Origin of the sequence: Nocardia sp. NPDC088792 (assembly GCF_044750615.1) — a bacterium.
Classification (GTDB): domain Bacteria; phylum Actinomycetota; class Actinomycetes; order Mycobacteriales; family Mycobacteriaceae; genus Nocardia.
Window position 1 is genome coordinate 327,099 of the sequence record NZ_JBIVKC010000005.1, and the last position, 14,346, is coordinate 341,444.

At 67.0% G+C, this 14,346-nt stretch carries 13 protein-coding genes, 1 tRNA gene, 1 other RNA gene and 1 riboswitch; of the genes, 11 read left to right on the plus strand and 4 right to left on the minus strand.

Going from position 1 to position 14,346, the window contains the following annotated elements; all coding sequences use genetic code 11:
* Positions 1-122: 122 nt before the first annotated feature.
* Positions 123-1,760, minus strand: a complete 1,638-nt coding sequence (locus ACIP5Y_RS33735) for a cytochrome bc complex cytochrome b subunit (protein WP_400356376.1) — start codon at positions 1,758-1,760, stop codon at positions 123-125.
* A 98-nt stretch (positions 1,761-1,858) separates the two neighbouring features.
* Here ACIP5Y_RS33735 and ACIP5Y_RS33740 point away from each other — a divergent pair, with 98 nt between their 5' ends.
* Entirely contained in the window at positions 1,859-3,307 is a 1,449-nt protein-coding gene (locus tag ACIP5Y_RS33740; RefSeq protein ID WP_400356378.1) for a wax ester/triacylglycerol synthase domain-containing protein, read from the plus strand.
* On the opposite strand, the gene ACIP5Y_RS33745 is transcribed toward ACIP5Y_RS33740, so the two are convergent.
* Together ACIP5Y_RS33745 and ACIP5Y_RS33750 are read right to left on the minus strand one after the other, a co-directional pair.
* A tRNA-Ser gene (locus ACIP5Y_RS33745) sits at positions 3,281-3,365 on the minus strand. The genes ACIP5Y_RS33740 and ACIP5Y_RS33745 overlap by 27 nt on opposite strands.
* Before the next feature lie 54 nt (positions 3,366-3,419).
* Positions 3,420-4,505 (minus strand): hypothetical protein, encoded by a 1,086-nt coding sequence (locus ACIP5Y_RS33750; RefSeq protein ID WP_400356380.1) that lies wholly within the window; start codon positions 4,503-4,505, stop codon positions 3,420-3,422.
* A 98-nt stretch (positions 4,506-4,603) separates the two neighbouring features.
* On the opposite strand from ACIP5Y_RS33750, the gene ffs reads away from it, so the two are divergent.
* Together ffs and ACIP5Y_RS33760 are read left to right on the plus strand one after the other, a co-directional pair.
* Positions 4,604-4,698: signal recognition particle sRNA small type (ffs, locus tag ACIP5Y_RS33755), an RNA gene on the plus strand.
* 146 nt (positions 4,699-4,844) lie between these two features.
* Positions 4,845-6,134 carry an aminotransferase class I/II-fold pyridoxal phosphate-dependent enzyme gene (locus ACIP5Y_RS33760; RefSeq protein WP_400356381.1) on the plus strand — a complete coding sequence of 430 codons (1,290 nt, stop codon included), beginning with the start codon at positions 4,845-4,847 and terminating at the stop codon, positions 6,132-6,134.
* Positions 6,135-6,199: 65 nt separating this feature from the next.
* On the opposite strand, the gene ACIP5Y_RS33765 is transcribed toward ACIP5Y_RS33760, so the two are convergent.
* Positions 6,200-7,042 carry a methyltransferase domain-containing protein gene (locus ACIP5Y_RS33765; RefSeq protein ID WP_400356927.1) on the minus strand — a complete coding sequence of 281 codons (843 nt, stop codon included), beginning with the start codon at positions 7,040-7,042 and terminating at the stop codon, positions 6,200-6,202.
* 73 nt (positions 7,043-7,115) lie between these two features.
* Here ACIP5Y_RS33765 and ACIP5Y_RS33770 point away from each other — a divergent pair, with 73 nt between their 5' ends.
* The 8 genes from ACIP5Y_RS33770 (at position 7,116) to ACIP5Y_RS33805 (ending at position 14,342) form a co-directional block, all read left to right on the plus strand.
* Positions 7,116-7,694 carry an HhH-GPD-type base excision DNA repair protein gene (locus ACIP5Y_RS33770; protein ID WP_400356383.1) on the plus strand — a complete coding sequence of 193 codons (579 nt, stop codon included), beginning with the start codon at positions 7,116-7,118 and terminating at the stop codon, positions 7,692-7,694.
* Positions 7,695-7,776: 82 nt separating this feature from the next.
* Positions 7,777-8,325, plus strand: a complete 549-nt coding sequence (locus tag ACIP5Y_RS33775) for a flavin reductase family protein (RefSeq protein ID WP_400356385.1) — start codon at positions 7,777-7,779, stop codon at positions 8,323-8,325.
* Positions 8,326-8,399: 74 nt separating this feature from the next.
* Positions 8,400-8,495, plus strand: a riboswitch (SAM riboswitch).
* A 9-nt stretch (positions 8,496-8,504) separates the two neighbouring features.
* Positions 8,505-9,380, plus strand: a complete 876-nt coding sequence (locus ACIP5Y_RS33780; RefSeq protein WP_400356387.1) for an amino acid ABC transporter permease — start codon at positions 8,505-8,507, stop codon at positions 9,378-9,380.
* The gene (locus ACIP5Y_RS33785) at positions 9,377-10,141 is read left to right on the plus strand and encodes an amino acid ABC transporter ATP-binding protein (RefSeq protein WP_400356389.1); all 765 of its coding nucleotides are present in this window, start codon (positions 9,377-9,379) and stop codon (positions 10,139-10,141) included. Before ACIP5Y_RS33780 ends, ACIP5Y_RS33785 begins: the two co-directional genes overlap by 4 nt.
* Positions 10,142-10,172: 31 nt before the next feature.
* Entirely contained in the window at positions 10,173-11,150 is a 978-nt protein-coding gene (locus ACIP5Y_RS33790; protein ID WP_400356391.1) for an ABC transporter substrate-binding protein, read from the plus strand.
* Positions 11,147-11,650 (plus strand): GNAT family N-acetyltransferase, encoded by a 504-nt coding sequence (locus ACIP5Y_RS33795; protein WP_400356393.1) that lies wholly within the window; start codon positions 11,147-11,149, stop codon positions 11,648-11,650. The genes ACIP5Y_RS33790 and ACIP5Y_RS33795 overlap by 4 nt, the downstream gene beginning before the upstream one ends.
* Positions 11,647-12,717: an LLM class flavin-dependent oxidoreductase gene (locus ACIP5Y_RS33800; protein WP_400356395.1), complete on the plus strand. Its 1,071-nt coding sequence runs from the start codon at positions 11,647-11,649 to the stop codon at positions 12,715-12,717. The genes ACIP5Y_RS33795 and ACIP5Y_RS33800 overlap by 4 nt, the downstream gene beginning before the upstream one ends.
* On the plus strand, positions 12,714-14,342 hold the full coding sequence (locus tag ACIP5Y_RS33805) for an ABC transporter substrate-binding protein (RefSeq protein WP_400356396.1): 1,629 nt from the start codon (positions 12,714-12,716) through the stop codon (positions 14,340-14,342). Before ACIP5Y_RS33800 ends, ACIP5Y_RS33805 begins: the two co-directional genes overlap by 4 nt.
* The last annotated feature ends 4 nt before the right edge of the window (positions 14,343-14,346 follow it).

Here is a 14,346-nt window from a genome sequence, read left to right on the forward strand (position 1 = left end):
GCTTCGCTCCGGGGCCGGGTTCTCGGCCCTGAAGTCTCGGTTCTTCCCTCCCTCCGCTCCTCCGCTTCGCTCCCCCGCTCCACTCAGTCCAGAACCGAGCCGGCCGCGAACCATGAGGGTCTTCAGTCGGAGTGTTCTTGGATCTGTCTGAGGACCGCGAGTTGCCTGTGTTCGGCTTCGCTGTCGTTGGCGGCGTTGGTTTCTCGTTCGTCGGGCGGGTCGGCGCGGAAGAAGGTGCCGGTGCCGGGGTGGCCCGCGAGGCCGAGCTGGTTCAGTTTTCGTGGCACTCGTGCGCCCTGGTATTCGAGGGGGATGGGGTGTCCGTGCTCGTCGACCGGGCCCAAGGGCTGGTGGATCTCGATGTATTCGCCCTGCGGCAGGCGGCGGATGACGCCGGTCTCGATGCCGTGCTCGAGGATGGCGCGGTCGCCGCGCTGCAGGCCCAGGCACAGGCGGTAGGCCACGAAGTAGGCGAACGGCGGCACCAGCAGCAGGGCGATGCGGAAGAACCAGGTGGTCGCATTGAGCGAGATACTGAACTTCAGGGCGATGATGTCATTGACGCAGGCCAGCGTGAGAATCACGTAGAACGCCAGCGACATGGCCCCGATCGCGGTGCGCACCGGCACATCTCGTGGCCGCTGCAGCAGATTGTGCCGCGCGCGATCACCGGTGAGGCGTTTCTCGATCCACGGATACCCGATGAGCAGGCCGAAGATCAGCGGCATGACGATCGCGACGGAGAAGGCGGCGGGCACCGTATGGCCGAAGATATACAGCTCCCACGGCGGGAACAGGCGCAGGAATCCGTCGGTCCACATCATGTAGAAGTCCGGCTGGGTGCCCGCGGAGACCTGGGACGGGTTGTAGGGACCCAGATTCCAGATCGGATTGATCTGCAGCAGTCCGCCCATGATGGCCAGCACGGCCAGCGTGAACGCGAAGAACGCGCCCTGGTCCAGCGAGAACACCGGCACGATGCGGGTGCCGATGACGTTCTTCTCGGTGCGTCCGGGCCCCGGGAACTGGGTGTGTTTCTGATACCAGACCAGCGCGATGTGCGCGCCGACCAGCGCCAGCATGATGCCGGGCAGCAGCAGTACGTGCGCGATGTAGAGCCGCGGAATGATGATGTCGCCCGGGAATTCGCCGCCGAACAGCAGCCATTCCAGCCAGGTGCCGATGACCGGTGTGCCGAGCGGGATGCCGGCGAAGGCGGCGCGCAGTCCGGTGCCGGAGAGCAGGTCGTCGGGCAGCGAGTAGCCGAAGAAGCCCTCGAACATGGCCAGGATGAGGATGATGGCGCCGAGCACCCAGTTGGCCTCGCGCGGTTTGCGGAAGGCGCCGGTGAAGAAGACCCGGCACACGTGGATGATCATCGACGCGGTGAACAGCAGTGCGGCCCAATGGTGTACCTGCCGCACGAACAGTCCGCCGCGCACGTCGAAGGAGATCTGCAGCGCCGATTCGTAGGCGCGGGACATGGTGACCCCGCGCAGCGGCTGGTAGGTGCCGTTGTAGACGACGTCCGTCATGGACGGGTCGAAGAACAGCGTGAGGTAGATACCGGAGATGATGAGGATGATGAAGCTGTAGAGCGCGATTTCGCCGAGCAGGAACGACCAGTGGGTCGGGAACACCTTGTTGACGGATCTTTTGACGAATGCGGCGCCCCGGTACCGTTCGTCCATCGCATCCGCTTGCTCGGCCGCGCGTTCGGCGAGCCGGTTTCTTCCTGCTGCCGTGGTTTCGATTGCCATTGCGGTCACCCCGCCCCCGGGAGAGATGTGAAGGCTTCTACTACACACGGTAGCACCCAGAGGGGTTGGCTCGTACCGGCTTTCGTTATGGTCGTCGCGTGAATTCGCTGTCGCCGCGGGATGCCGCCGTCTACTGGTTGTCCCGGCGTTCGCGCACCGATCTGTTCCTCCTCTACTGCTTCGAGGAAACCAATCAGTCGACCGAGTTACTGCGGGCCGGAATCGTAAAGCGGGTCAGTGGTATTCCGGATTTGCTGATACACGTGCTGGACACTCCTGCAAACATTGCGTATCCGATTTGGGCGCCTTGCGAATTCATTGACGAGCAGTTCGCCGACCACGGCCGCACCGCCGCTACCTGGGCGAATCTCGAAGCCGCGGTGGGTGATCTGCTCGCAGCAAGCCTGTGTGCAAATCACCGCCCCTGGCGGCTGCACGTATTTCGCGAGGTCAGCGAGGCCCCGGGATTCGCTGGAGATCGGCCGGCCCTCGTAGCTGTCCTCCAGCTATCGCATGCGCTGGCCGACGGCCGCCGCGCCGCCGACCTCGCCCGCGCCCTCTTCACCGGAGACGCCGACCGTAGTGACGACGCCGGCCGCGCCGACGACGCGAAGGCCCGGCCCACGCCGCCGGTCCGGATGCCGGATGTCGTCGCGCGCTGGAGTGCCGCCGCACTGGCGTTGCCCACGATCCCGATCGGCATGGCGCGCACCGTTATTCGCGGTGTGCGGGCCTATCGTGCGCAACAGGAGCTGGCGGAACTCACGGCGGCCGCTGCCATTCCAGCGCCGGCCCCGACCGTCGCGCCGAATCTGCTGAACGGCGGGGGAGCGGCGCCGGGCGGTCACGCGGTGCGCATGCTCGTCCGCGACAGGGACCGGCTGCTGCTGCCGGACCGCACCGTGACCGTGGTGGCGGCCACCGCGATCTCGCTGGCCCTGGAACGCTATTGCGCACACCGCGGCGTGCCCGCCGGGGAATTACGCGCCCAGGTGCCGCTGGCGCTCGCCGTGAACCCCGTGGAGCGCAACAGCTATCGCGACCTCTCCGTGGATCTGGCAGTGGGAGAGCCGGATCCGCGGCGCCGCGCGGCCCGGATCGCCGACGACCTGACCCTGCGCCGTGAGCGTGCCTCACACCCACTGCAATCGGCACAGGACGCCGCCACGGCCGCGGTCCCCGCCCCGCTGCTGCACCGTGATGCGATACGCGCCCCGATCGATGTGCTGCCGGAACGAGTCTCGGGTCACACCGTCATCTCGAGTGTGAATCGTGGCGCGGCGGACCTGTTCTTCGGCGGCCGAGTGCGGTTCACGTCCGGCTTTCCGGCCTTGGGTGCGGTGATGCATCTGACCCACGGCGTACACGGCCTCGGCGACAGCGTCACGGTCTCCGTGCACGCTGACACGGCGATCTTCCCGGATCTGGATGCCTACGTCGCTTTGCTCGACACGGCCCTGGACGAGGTGGTGAACGACGAAGGCTCCGGCCGGATCGAGTCCGGCCGGAGCCTTCGGGAGCGGAGGATAGGGGATTTGAACCCCTGAGGGCGTTAACCCAACCCGCGTTCCAGGCGAGCGCCATAGGCCACTAGGCGAATCCTCCGTCGAGCAATATACCGGCTGCTCCCCTGGATTACACAAATGGGGTGGTCGAGGGCTATTTCTTCATCCCGTCGAGGGCTTTCTGCACCTGCTGCTTGGCGACGGTGGCCACATCGTCCTTGGTGACGGATTCGCCGGAGCCGCGCTGCAGGCTGATCTCGACCTTCACCGAGACATTGCTGTCCTTGGTGGCGACCGTGTAGTCGAGGTCGTTGAAGGAGGAGTAGTCGCGGGTCTCGGCGTGCCAGTAGGCCTCGGTGCCGAGGCCGCTCACGTCACCGGAGGTGCGGCCGGAGCCGGTGGTGCCGGTGTCGTACTGCTTCCACGAGTCGTACTGCGGTCCGCCGTAGGCGCCGGTGTATTCGACGTCGAGCTGGATGCGCGCGGTGTTCTGGGTGTACTTGTCGGTGGTGGAGTTGCTGTAGTACTCGGCGGTGCAGGTCATGCGGCCGCCGGCGTAGTCGCTGGGCTGGGTCTCGGAGTGTTCCGGGTTGCCCTTCTGGGTGCTCGACCACTTGGTGAGCGCGCTGGGGTCGATGACGCTGCAGGCGTTGGTGATATTGGCCATGGAGTAGTTGCCGTTCATGGCTTTTTTCTTGTCATCGCTCAGCGACGAGATCGGGCTGTCCTTGTGGGTGAAGGCCACGATGCCGATGACCACGCCGACGATGACGACCAGACCGATGACGCCCGCGATGATCAGTCCCGTCTTGCTGCCGCTGTTGCGCGGCGGCGTCGGGTAGCCGCTGTAGCCGGGCGCGGGGGACTGCGGCGGGAATCCGGGCTGGGCCTGCTGCGGGAATCCGGGTGCGGACTGCTGCGCATAGCCGGGCGCGGACTGCTGCGCGTACGCGGGTGCGGCCTGTTGCGGGTAGCCGGGCGCGGACTGCTGGGGATAGCCCGGGGCCGACTGTTGTGCATAACCCGGCGCGGGCTGCTGCGGATAGCCGGGCTGCGACTGCTGCGGGTTGGCGGGCGGGAACTGTTGTGCCGCCGCGGCATAGTTCAGCATGGTCGGGTCGGCGCCGGTGACCGGCTGACCCGCATCGGTTCCGGCGGGCGGGGTGGCCCACCACTGTGCGGTCTCCTGCGCCTTGGCGGGATCCTGTCCTCCGCCCGGTCCTGAATTCGAGCTGGTCATAAGTCTTTCCCCTCCGGTCCAGCGGGACTCCCCCGCCGTGTCGGAGAGATCGTAACGACCCGGCGCGGCGATGTCGCCGGTGAGCCGCTACACTGGCCGACGGATCCAGCGCGGCGCGCATCCTGTGAACTCCCCCAGGGCCGGAAGGCAGCAAGGGTCAACGGGCTCTGCCGGGTGCGCTGGGTCCCCTTATCTTTTGTGGGGGCTGCGACTTTTCCGGGGGACGAAGTCGCCGTATATCGCTCCCGATTCGCCGGGCTCTCCGAGTAACCTGGGCGCTTGGGTCTGCGCGCGCGCCGACCTGGAAAAACACTCAACCGCCCTTGGAAAGGCTGTCTGATGCCCCGGCAAACGCAACTCGGTTTGATGAGCCATGCGGAACTCGTAGCGGAACACGAGACGCAGACCGCGAACTACGCGAAGCTCGAGACCGAGAAGCTGACGCTGGATATTACGAGGGGTAAGCCCTCGCCTGAGCAGCTGGATCTCTCGCTGGAGCTCCTCGCACTGCCGGGCGTCGACGACTACAAGGACGCCAACGGCACGGATGTGCGCAATTACGGTGGCCTGCACGGCCTTCCGGAGCTGCGCGCCATCTTCGGCGAACTCCTCGGCATTCCGGTGTCGAACCTGCTGGCCGGCAACAATGCCAGCCTGGAGATCATGCATGACGCCATCGTGTTCGCGCTGCTGCACGGCACGGTGGATTCCCCGCGCCCGTGGTCGGCGGAGCCGGTGCGCAAGTTCCTGTGTCCCGCACCGGGTTACGACCGGCACTTCACCATCACGGAGTCCTTCGGCTTCGAGATGATCCCGGTCCCGATCGGCCCCGAGGGCCCGGATGCGCACGCGATCGCGCAGATGGTGGCCGCGGATCCGAGCATCAAGGGCATGTGGGTGGTGCCGAACTACTCGAACCCGACCGGTGTCACCTACTCCGAAGCCGTGACCCGCGAACTGGTTTCGATGCCCACGGCGGCCCCGGACTTCCGCCTGTTCTGGGACAACGCGTACGCCGTGCACCCGCTCACCGATACCGCCGCGCCGGTGCAGGATGTGCTGGGCCTGGCGGCCGCGGCCGGCAACCCGAACCGTCCCCTGGTGTTCGCGTCCACCTCGAAGATCACCTTCGCGGGTGCGGGCGTGAGCTTCTTCGGCGGCTCGACCGCGAACCTGGAGTGGTACCTGAAGTATGCGGGCAAGAAGAGCATCGGCCCGGACAAGGTGAACCAGCTGCGGCACGTGCGCTTCTTCAAGGACGCGGCGGGCGTGCGGGCGCACATGCAGAAGCATCGCGCGATCCTGGAGCCGAAGTTCAAGCTGGTGCTGCGGATTCTGGAGGACCGGCTGGGCGCCTCGAAGGTGGCGTCCTGGACCGAGCCGAAGGGCGGCTACTTCATCAGCCTGGATGTGCTGGAGGGCACGGCCTCCCGGGTGGTGGCGCTGGCGAAGGCCGCGGGTATCGCGCTGACGCCGGCGGGCGCCTCGTACCCGTACGGCCGGGACCCGGAGGACAAGAACATCCGCATCGCGCCCAGCTACCCCTCTCTGGGTGAGCTGGAGAAGGCGATGGACGGTCTGGCCACCTGCGTGCTGCTGGCCGCGAGCGAGAAGTTGTCGAGTTTGTAAGCGTGGGAACGTGATACGAGGGCCGTACCCGGAATGGGCACGGCCCTCGTGCTTTTCACGCTGCTTCAGGCCGGCTTGTGCGCCAGTACCGCGAAGATGGTCACCGACAGGTGGATGTCGCCGCTGGCCGCACCGGCCTCCAGATCGGCGATGAGCCGGTCGCGCTGGGCCTGGGTGATGGCGCTGCGCGCCACCGCCATATCGGCGACCCGGGCGACGAGCGCGCCCGCGCCGATGCTGCCGTCCTGGATGAGGGCGTGTGAGCCGATATCGTCGACGACCAGCCCGGCCTGGGTGAGCTGACCCGAGAGGCGGCGTCCGGCGTACGGGTTGGTGGTGCCGGCGATCATGGTTTCGATGACCTCGTGCACCACGTGCCGGTCGCCCGGATGGACGACGGCGGTGCCCCAGTCGCTGTCCATGACGACGACCCGGCCGCCGGGCTTCAGGACGCGGGCGATCTCGCGGGCGGCGCGGGCGGGTCCGGTGAGGTGCTGGAAGACGCGCTCGCACAGGGCGACATCGAAGGTGTCGGAGCCGAAGGGCAGTCCGTAGGCGTCGCCGGAGACGAATTTGGCGGTGGAGCCGGATTGGCGGGCGCGGCGTTCGGCGGCGGCCAGCAGGTCCGGATCGGGTTCGACGCCGAGGGCGGTGCCGGTCGGTCCGACGCGGTCGGCGAAGGCCATGACCTCGGAGCCGGTGCCGGCGCCGATATCGACGGCGCTTTCGCCGGGGCGGGTGGCGAGCGCTTCGTGCGCCCAGGTCCGGAGCCTGCGGATGCCGGGTAGTGCGGCTTGCAGGTCTTGGACGTCGACCAGTTGGTCCTGGCCGTCGCGGTCGAAACGGTCCGGTCGCAGTCCGGACCCTACGCCGTCGTGCGGCGTGTTTCCCACTGAAGAAATAGCCATGGTGTCGGGCATGCGCCGAAGCCTAGTCGTGACCCGCGTCACCGCAACGCAGGATGGATGGGATGATCGGAGCATGGTGAGCCGAAAGCTGGTTATTGCGCAGGATCCCGCCGCCGACGAACTGCTTTCCACGGATGATTTCGCCCTTTTGGTGGGTATGGCCCTCGATCAGCAGTTTCCGATGGAGCACGCATTCCGTGGTCCGCAGAAACTCGCCGACCGCATGGGCGGATTCGATATCCGGAAGATCGCGAACGCGGATCCGGAGGAATTCGAGGAACTGGCCGCTACCCCGCCCGCCATTCACCGGTACGGCCGGTCCATGGGCCGCCGGGTGCAGGAGCTGGCCCGATTCATTGTCGAGCACTACGACGGCAAGACCTCCGCGCTGTGGACCGAGGGCGACCCGGACGGCAAGGAAGTATTGAAGCGATTGAAGGCGCTGCCCGGCTTCGGCGATCAGAAGGCGCGAATCTTCCTCGCGCTATTGGGTAAACAAGAAGGCCTGCGCGCACAGGGCTGGCGCGAGGCCGCCGGCGCGTACGGCGAGGAGGGGTCGCGGCGGTCGGTGGCCGATGTGACCGATGCCGAATCACTGACCCAGGTCAGGGAATTCAAGAAGCAGGCGAAGGCCGCCGCCAAGGCGAAGTAACCGCCGCGGCGTTTCCGCACCCCTTGCGATCGGGCCGATCCCAACCCTGTCGGCGGCCGCGCGGGAGTGTTGCACTGGGGCGATGGGCGAGTTGACCTCGATCCGCGGCGGGGCCGCCGCGTTGACCTCAGTCGACGGTACGGATCTCCGGCGGACGTTCGCGCACTTCCCCAGCGGGGTGGTGGCGGTATGCGCCCGCATCGGGGGTGTGGCGCACGGGCTGGTGGTGAGCACCTTCGTGCCCGTGTCGCTGGATCCGCCGTTGGTATCCATCTGCATGCAGTATTCGTCGCAGACCTGGCCGGAGCTGGAGCAGGCGAGCCGGCTCGGCCTGAGCCTGCTCGACGGTGAGCAGCGGGAGGCGGCGCTGAATCTGAGCTCCCGCACCGGGGATCGTTTCCGGAATGTGGAGCTGCGCACCGGGAACGGGAACGCGGCGTTCATCGCGGGCGCCACGGCCTGGCTGGAGACCTCGGTGCATGCGCAGGTGCCGGCCGGTGATCATGCGGTGGTGTTGTTGCGGGTGCATCGCCTGAGCGTGCGCCCGGAATCCGAGCCGCTGGTCTTCCATCGCAGCGGTTTCCGCGCGCTGCACGACGGGGCGGGGGATATCAGCGAAGCCGCCAGCTAGTCCTGTTGCGGCGCAATTCGATTCACGGTGATCCGGAACGGCGACAGTCGCCGGTCCGGTTCGTATCGTCGTCATCACCATCCAGAGCGATCGAGAGACCTGGCTCGTAGACGTCGCAGCAACCCCCTTCACGTTCGGGTGCGGGTGCTTCCCGCCAGGACCGATGGAGGGACATTGTCATGAGCATCCTGGCCGCGCCGCCGGAACGGCGCGAGGAGGTCGACGACGGCGCGTTGCCGATCGCTCGCCGGCGGCATCCGTGGCGCTGGGTGACGGCCGCTGTCGCATTGCTGCTGGTTGCGCAGTTCGTGCACGGGCTGGCCACCAATCCCGGCTGGGATTGGTCCACTTTCGCGCAGTATGTGACCGCGAGGTCGGTGCTGGCGGCCTTGAAGGTGACCCTCGAACTGACGTTCTGGGGCACGCTCCTCGGTTTCCTGCTCGGGATCGTGCTGGCGATCGGCCGGTTGTCGAAGAATCCGGTGCTGCAGACGATCGCGTGGACGTACATCTGGGCGTTCCGCTCGATTCCGCTGATCGTGCAGTTGTTGTTCTGGTTCAACCTGGCGTACCTGTACAAGACGGTGTCGATCGGTATTCCGTTCGGACCGGAGTTCGCGCACTTCCAGACGAACCAGGCGCTGAGTGGTTTCACCGCCGCGGTGCTGGGCCTGGCCTTGCATCAGGCGGCGTATTCGGCGGAAATCATTCGCGCCGGGATCATTTCGGTGGATCAGGGGCAGTGGGAGGCGGCCAAGTCGCTGGGGCTGCCCTGGCGTCGCCAGTTCTTCACGATCGTGGCGCCGCAGGCCATGCGCGGCATTCTGCCGAATGCGGCCAATGAGGTGATCAGTCTTTTCAAGGGCACGTCGATCGTGTCGACGATGGCGATCGCCGAGTTGTTCTATCAGGTGCAGGTCATCTACGGCCGGAACGGCCGGGTGGTGCCGCTGCTGATGGTGGCGACGGTCTGGTACATCGTGCTGACCTCGGTGCTGAGTGTCATCCAGTTCTATATCGAGCGGCATTTCGCGAAGGGCAGCGTGCGGAAATGAGCGAGTACGCGGTCGAATTGCGCGGCATCCGTAAGTCTTTCGGTGCGCTCGAGGTGCTGGGCGGGGTCGATCTCGCGGTGCGGCCGGGTGAGGTCGCGGTCATCCTGGGGCCGTCGGGTTCCGGGAAGTCCACGCTGTTGCGCACCATCAATCACCTGGAACAGGTGGATGCCGGCACGGTCCGGGTGGGCGGTGATCTGGTGGGGTACCGCCGCAAGGGCAACAAGCTGCACGAGCTGTCCGAGCGCGAGATCCTGCGGCAGCGGGCGCGCATCGGTTTCGTGTTCCAGAACTTCAATCTCTTTCCGCACCTGACGGTCCGGGAGAATGTGGCGCTCGCGCCGGTCGCCTCGCAGGGCCGCCCCAAGGCGGAGGCGAATGCCGAGGCGCTGGAGCTGCTGGCGCGAGTCGGCCTGGCGGACAAGGCCGATGAGTATCCGCGCCGCCTTTCCGGCGGCCAGCAGCAGCGTGTCGCCATTGCCCGCGCGCTGGCCCTGCGGCCGGAGGTGGTGCTGTTCGACGAGCCCACGTCGGCGCTCGATCCGGAGCTGGTGGGTGAGGTGCTGGATGTCATCCGGGACCTGGCCCGGGACGGTTCGACGCTGGTGATCGTCACGCACGAGGTCGGTTTCGCCCGCGAGGTGGCCGACACCGTGGTGCTGCTGGACGCCGGCCGCATCATCGAACAGGGTCCGCCGCGCGAGGTGCTGGACAACCCGGCCCACGAGCGCACCAAAGCCTTTCTCGCGCATGTCCTCTGACGTGCCGCCCTCACGTAAGGAATCACATTTCATGTCTCTGGCGCGCCGCCGCAGGCGAACCGGCGCTCTCATCGCCCTCACCGTCCTGAGCCTGCTCACCGGGGCCTGTGGCAAGGGTGACGGTGGTGCGAGCGAGACCCGCGCGGTCAACGGGACCACCTACGACCTGAGCCCGGAGCAGTCGACCCGTATTCACGCCGACAAGGTGGATTCGATTGCGGCGCAGGTGCCGGCCGCCATCCGGCAGCGCGGCACGCTCATCGTGTCGGGTTCGGTCGGCGCGACGCCGCCCCTCGGTTTCTACGCCACCGACGACCGCACCGTGATCGGTTCGGAGGTCGATATCGCCTGGCTGGTGGCCGACATCCTGGGGCTGAAGGTGGATCACCGCACGGCCGATTTCGCGCAGAACTTCGTCAAGGTCGACTCGGGTGAGGTGGACGCCATCGTCTCGAACATCACCGTCACCGAGGAGCGCAAGGAGAAGTACGACTTCGCCACCTACCGGCTGGACAATGTCGCGCTGGAGGTGCCGAAGGATTCGGACTGGACCTATACGGACCGGAAGTCGCTGGCGGGCAAGCGGATCGGCGTCACCTCGGGCACCAATCAGGAGCAGCTGCTGGTGAAGTGGAACGACCAGAACGTCGCCGACGGACTGCCCAAGCTGGATCTCGCCTACTACCAGCAGAACAACGACTACTACCTGGCGCTGGCCTCGCATCGCATCGACGGCTACGTGGGCCCGAACCCGAGCGCCCAGTATCACGTCGCGGCGGTCGGCCAGTCGAAGGTGATCGCCACCTGGTCGGGCGCGGGCGACGCACTGCAGGCCGAGATCGCGGTGCTCACCAAGAAGGACAACGGCCTGATCGGCCCGGTGCAGCAGGCGTTGCAGTACGCCATCGAGCACGGCGCCTATCAGAAGGTGCTCGACCACTGGGGGCTCGGCGGCGAGGCCGTGAAGCAGTCCCGGATCGATCCGCCCGGCCTGCCGAAGAGGGGATGAGCGTGACCCGCACCGTATTTCATGTCGGACAGCACGACCCGCTGGCCGCGCCGCTGCTGGCGGAGCTGGCCATCGAATACAGCACGCGTTACGGCCGCACGGTCGGTGAGGTGCATGCCGGGCTGCTGGCCTATCCGGCGCAGGATTTCGCGCCGCCCTACGGCGATCTGCTGGTCGTGGTCGAGGACGGAGAGGTGGTGGCGGGTGGCGCCTTCCAGCGCTACGACGCCGGAACCGCCGAGCTGAAACGCATCTGGACCTCGGCCGAGCATCGGCGCAAGGGTCTGGCCCGTTTCGTGCTGGAGCAGCTGGAGGCCGAGGTCGCCAAGCGCGGTTACCGGCGCATCTTCCTCACCACGGGCCCGCGGCAGCCGGAGGCGGTCGCGCTGTACAAGGCCACCGGATATATCCCACTGCCGCAGGACGTGGAAAAGGAAGTCGGTTTCGTGCACCCCTTCGAGAAGTTCATCGGCTCCGAAGCCGAGGCGGTGCCGGCATGAAATTCCTGCTGCTGACACTGATCACGCACGTCCCGGACCCGATCACCGGCACCACCGAGAGCTCGCGACAGCGGCTGCGCCGGGTCGTGGACAGCGCGAAGCTGGCCGAGGAGCTCGGCTACGACGGTTTCGCGGTGGGGGAGCGGCACGAGGACCCGTTCATCTCGGCCGCGCCGCCGGTGGTGCTGAGCCATATCGCCGCGGTCACCTCCCGCATCGCGCTGTTCACCGGTGTGACCACCCTGAGCCTGCTGGATCCGGTGCGCGCCTTCGAGGACTACTCCACGCTGGACAATCTCTCCGGCGGCCGCCTCGAACTCATCATCGGCAAGGGCAATGGCGCGGCGCAGGCCAAGCTGTTCCATGTCACCACCGATGATCAGTGGGACCGCAATCGGGAAGGCTACGAACTCTTCCGGCAGCTCTGGGAGAGCGACAGCGTCACTTGGAGCGGCCGCTTCCGTCCGTCCCTGACGGAGGCCAAGGCCCTGCCGCGCCCGTTGCAGCCGCGGCTGCGCATCTGGCACGGCAGCGCCACCAGCCGGGAGTCCGCGGATTATGCGGCGCTGCACGGTGATCCGCTGTTCTCGGCGAACGTCACCTATGCGGTGGATCCGTACGCGGAACTGGTCGAGCACTATCGGGAGCGCTGGGCGGCCTACGGGCACGACCCGGCCGAGGCCCTGGTAGGTGCGGGCACCGCCGGATTCCTGATCACCGAGAACTCGCAGGACGCGATCGACGCCTATCGCCCGATCTTCCAGGCGCGGCAGGCGTCGGCCCGGAAGTTCAACGTGCCCATCGTCTTCGAGACCGTCGAGGATTTCGCCGCACGTTCCTCCGCGCTCATCGGCAGCCCGCAGCAGGTGCTGGACAAGCTGTCCCGCTATCACGAGCGACTGGGCCACGAAGTGGTTCATCTCAATGCCGACGGTGACGGCCGCACGGATAAGCAGCACCGCGAAAGTCTCGAACTGTTCCAGGCGGAGGTGGCGCCCGAACTGCGCCGCCGCATTCCGAGCCGTCCGCTCGGCGCCGATCGCTACCCCTCCGGAGATCCCCGATGAAGCTCGCCTCCTCCCGAACCCGGCGACCGCTGGCCCTGGCCGGCGTGGTCGCCGCCACCCTCGGCCTCGCGGCCTGCGGTGGTGGTTCGGACAGCCCCGGCGGTGCGCCCACGGGTCCGCCGCAAGCCGGAGGCACCCTGCGTTACGGCCTGTCGCAGGCGCCGACCTGCTCGGATCCGGCACAGTCGGGAACGAACCAGACGCTGTATGTGACGCGGCAGGTAGTGGATTCGCTGCTCGATCAGGATCCCGATTCCGGGCAGCTGAAGCCGTGGCTGGCCGACACCTGGTCCGTATCGCCCGACGGCAAGTCGTTCACCTTCCACCTGAAGCCGGGCATCACCTTCAGTGACGGCACCCCGCTCACGGCGGATTCGGTACGCAAGAACTTCGACTCGATCGTGGCAATCGGCGGGGTGAAGGCGCCGCTGGCGGCGAGCTACCTGTCCGGGTACACGGGCAGCACCGTGGTCGATCCGCAGACGGTGCGGGTGGACTTCGGCGCGCCGAATGCCCAGTTCCTGCAGGCGACTTCGACGCCGCAGCTGGGCATCCAGGCCGATGCGACGGTCGCGAAACCGGCGGAGGACCGCTGCCAGGGCGGCAATATCGGCAGCGGCCCGTTCACCTACGCCGACTGGAAGCAGAACGCCTCCGTGACACTGGCGAAGCGCACCGGATACGCCTGGGGCTCCGCCATTTTCACCGATAAGGGCGATGCCTACCTGGACAGGATCGTGTTCACGGTGGTGCCGGAATCGGGTGTGCGCACCGGCAGTCTCGCCTCCGATCAGCTGGACGCCGTCAGTGATGCGCTGCCGCAGGATGTGCCGCAGATCGAGGGCGGTGGCGGCCGGGTGCAGTTCACCTCGAATCCGGGCGTGCCCTTCGGCATCCAGCCCAATGTGACGCGCGGCGTGCTGCGTGACGCCGCGGTGCGGACCGCCCTGCTCACCGCCATCAACCGCAAGGAACTGGTGGACACCGTGCTGGGTCCGCAGTTCAAGACCGCGACCAGCGTGCTCGCCTCCAAAACGCCCGGCTATGTGGATCTTTCGGCGCGGGTGAAGTTCGATCAGGATGCCTCGAAGAAGATCCTCGATCAGGCGGGCTGGGTGCCGGGTGGTGACGGGATCCGGGCCAAGGATGGGCAGCGGCTGTCCTTCGCCGTGATGTTCAGCTCGGTGTTCGCGGGCAATCAGGCCATCCTCGAACTGGTTCAGCAGCAGGTGCGCGCGGTCGGGATCGACCTGCGCCTGGAGCCGACGGCCTTCGCGGATGCGGCGGTGCGCGAGAAGAACGGCGACTTCGACGCCGACTACTACAACTCCAGCCGCGCCGACGGTGACATCCTGCGCACCACCTTCGGCGTGGGTCAGCGCAATCTGAACGAACGTGCGCCGGAACCGAAGCTGGACGGCCTGCTGGCGCAGGAACTGTCGACCATCGACGATGCCCAGCGCACCCGCCTGATCGGCGATACCCAGAACGCGGTGCTGGACCAGGGACTGTGGATTCCCACCCTCGAACTGTCGCAGGCCATCGGCGTGGGCAAGAGCGTGGCGGATCTGAAGTTCGAGGCGTCGGCGCGGTTGCAGTTCCACGACACCTGGCTGAAGCGGTGATCCC

Coding starts and splice junctions, on each gene's coding strand:
- ACIP5Y_RS33735 (WP_400356376.1), bottom strand. CDS start 1,760: ATGGCAATCGAAACCACGGCAGCAGGAAGAAACCGGCTCGCCGAACGC.
- ACIP5Y_RS33750 (WP_400356380.1), bottom strand. CDS start 4,505: ATGACCAGCTCGAATTCAGGACCGGGCGGAGGACAGGATCCCGCCAAG.
- ACIP5Y_RS33760 (WP_400356381.1), top strand. CDS start 4,845: ATGCCCCGGCAAACGCAACTCGGTTTGATGAGCCATGCGGAACTCGTA.
- ACIP5Y_RS33765 (WP_400356927.1), bottom strand. CDS start 7,042: ATGGCTATTTCTTCAGTGGGAAACACGCCGCACGACGGCGTAGGGTCC.
- ACIP5Y_RS33770 (WP_400356383.1), top strand. CDS start 7,116: ATGGTGAGCCGAAAGCTGGTTATTGCGCAGGATCCCGCCGCCGACGAA.
- ACIP5Y_RS33775 (WP_400356385.1), top strand. CDS start 7,777: ATGGGCGAGTTGACCTCGATCCGCGGCGGGGCCGCCGCGTTGACCTCA.
- ACIP5Y_RS33780 (WP_400356387.1), top strand. CDS start 8,505: ATGAGCATCCTGGCCGCGCCGCCGGAACGGCGCGAGGAGGTCGACGAC.
- ACIP5Y_RS33785 (WP_400356389.1), top strand. CDS start 9,377: ATGAGCGAGTACGCGGTCGAATTGCGCGGCATCCGTAAGTCTTTCGGT.
- ACIP5Y_RS33790 (WP_400356391.1), top strand. CDS start 10,173: ATGTCTCTGGCGCGCCGCCGCAGGCGAACCGGCGCTCTCATCGCCCTC.
- ACIP5Y_RS33795 (WP_400356393.1), top strand. CDS start 11,147: ATGAGCGTGACCCGCACCGTATTTCATGTCGGACAGCACGACCCGCTG.
- ACIP5Y_RS33800 (WP_400356395.1), top strand. CDS start 11,647: ATGAAATTCCTGCTGCTGACACTGATCACGCACGTCCCGGACCCGATC.
- ACIP5Y_RS33805 (WP_400356396.1), top strand. CDS start 12,714: ATGAAGCTCGCCTCCTCCCGAACCCGGCGACCGCTGGCCCTGGCCGGC.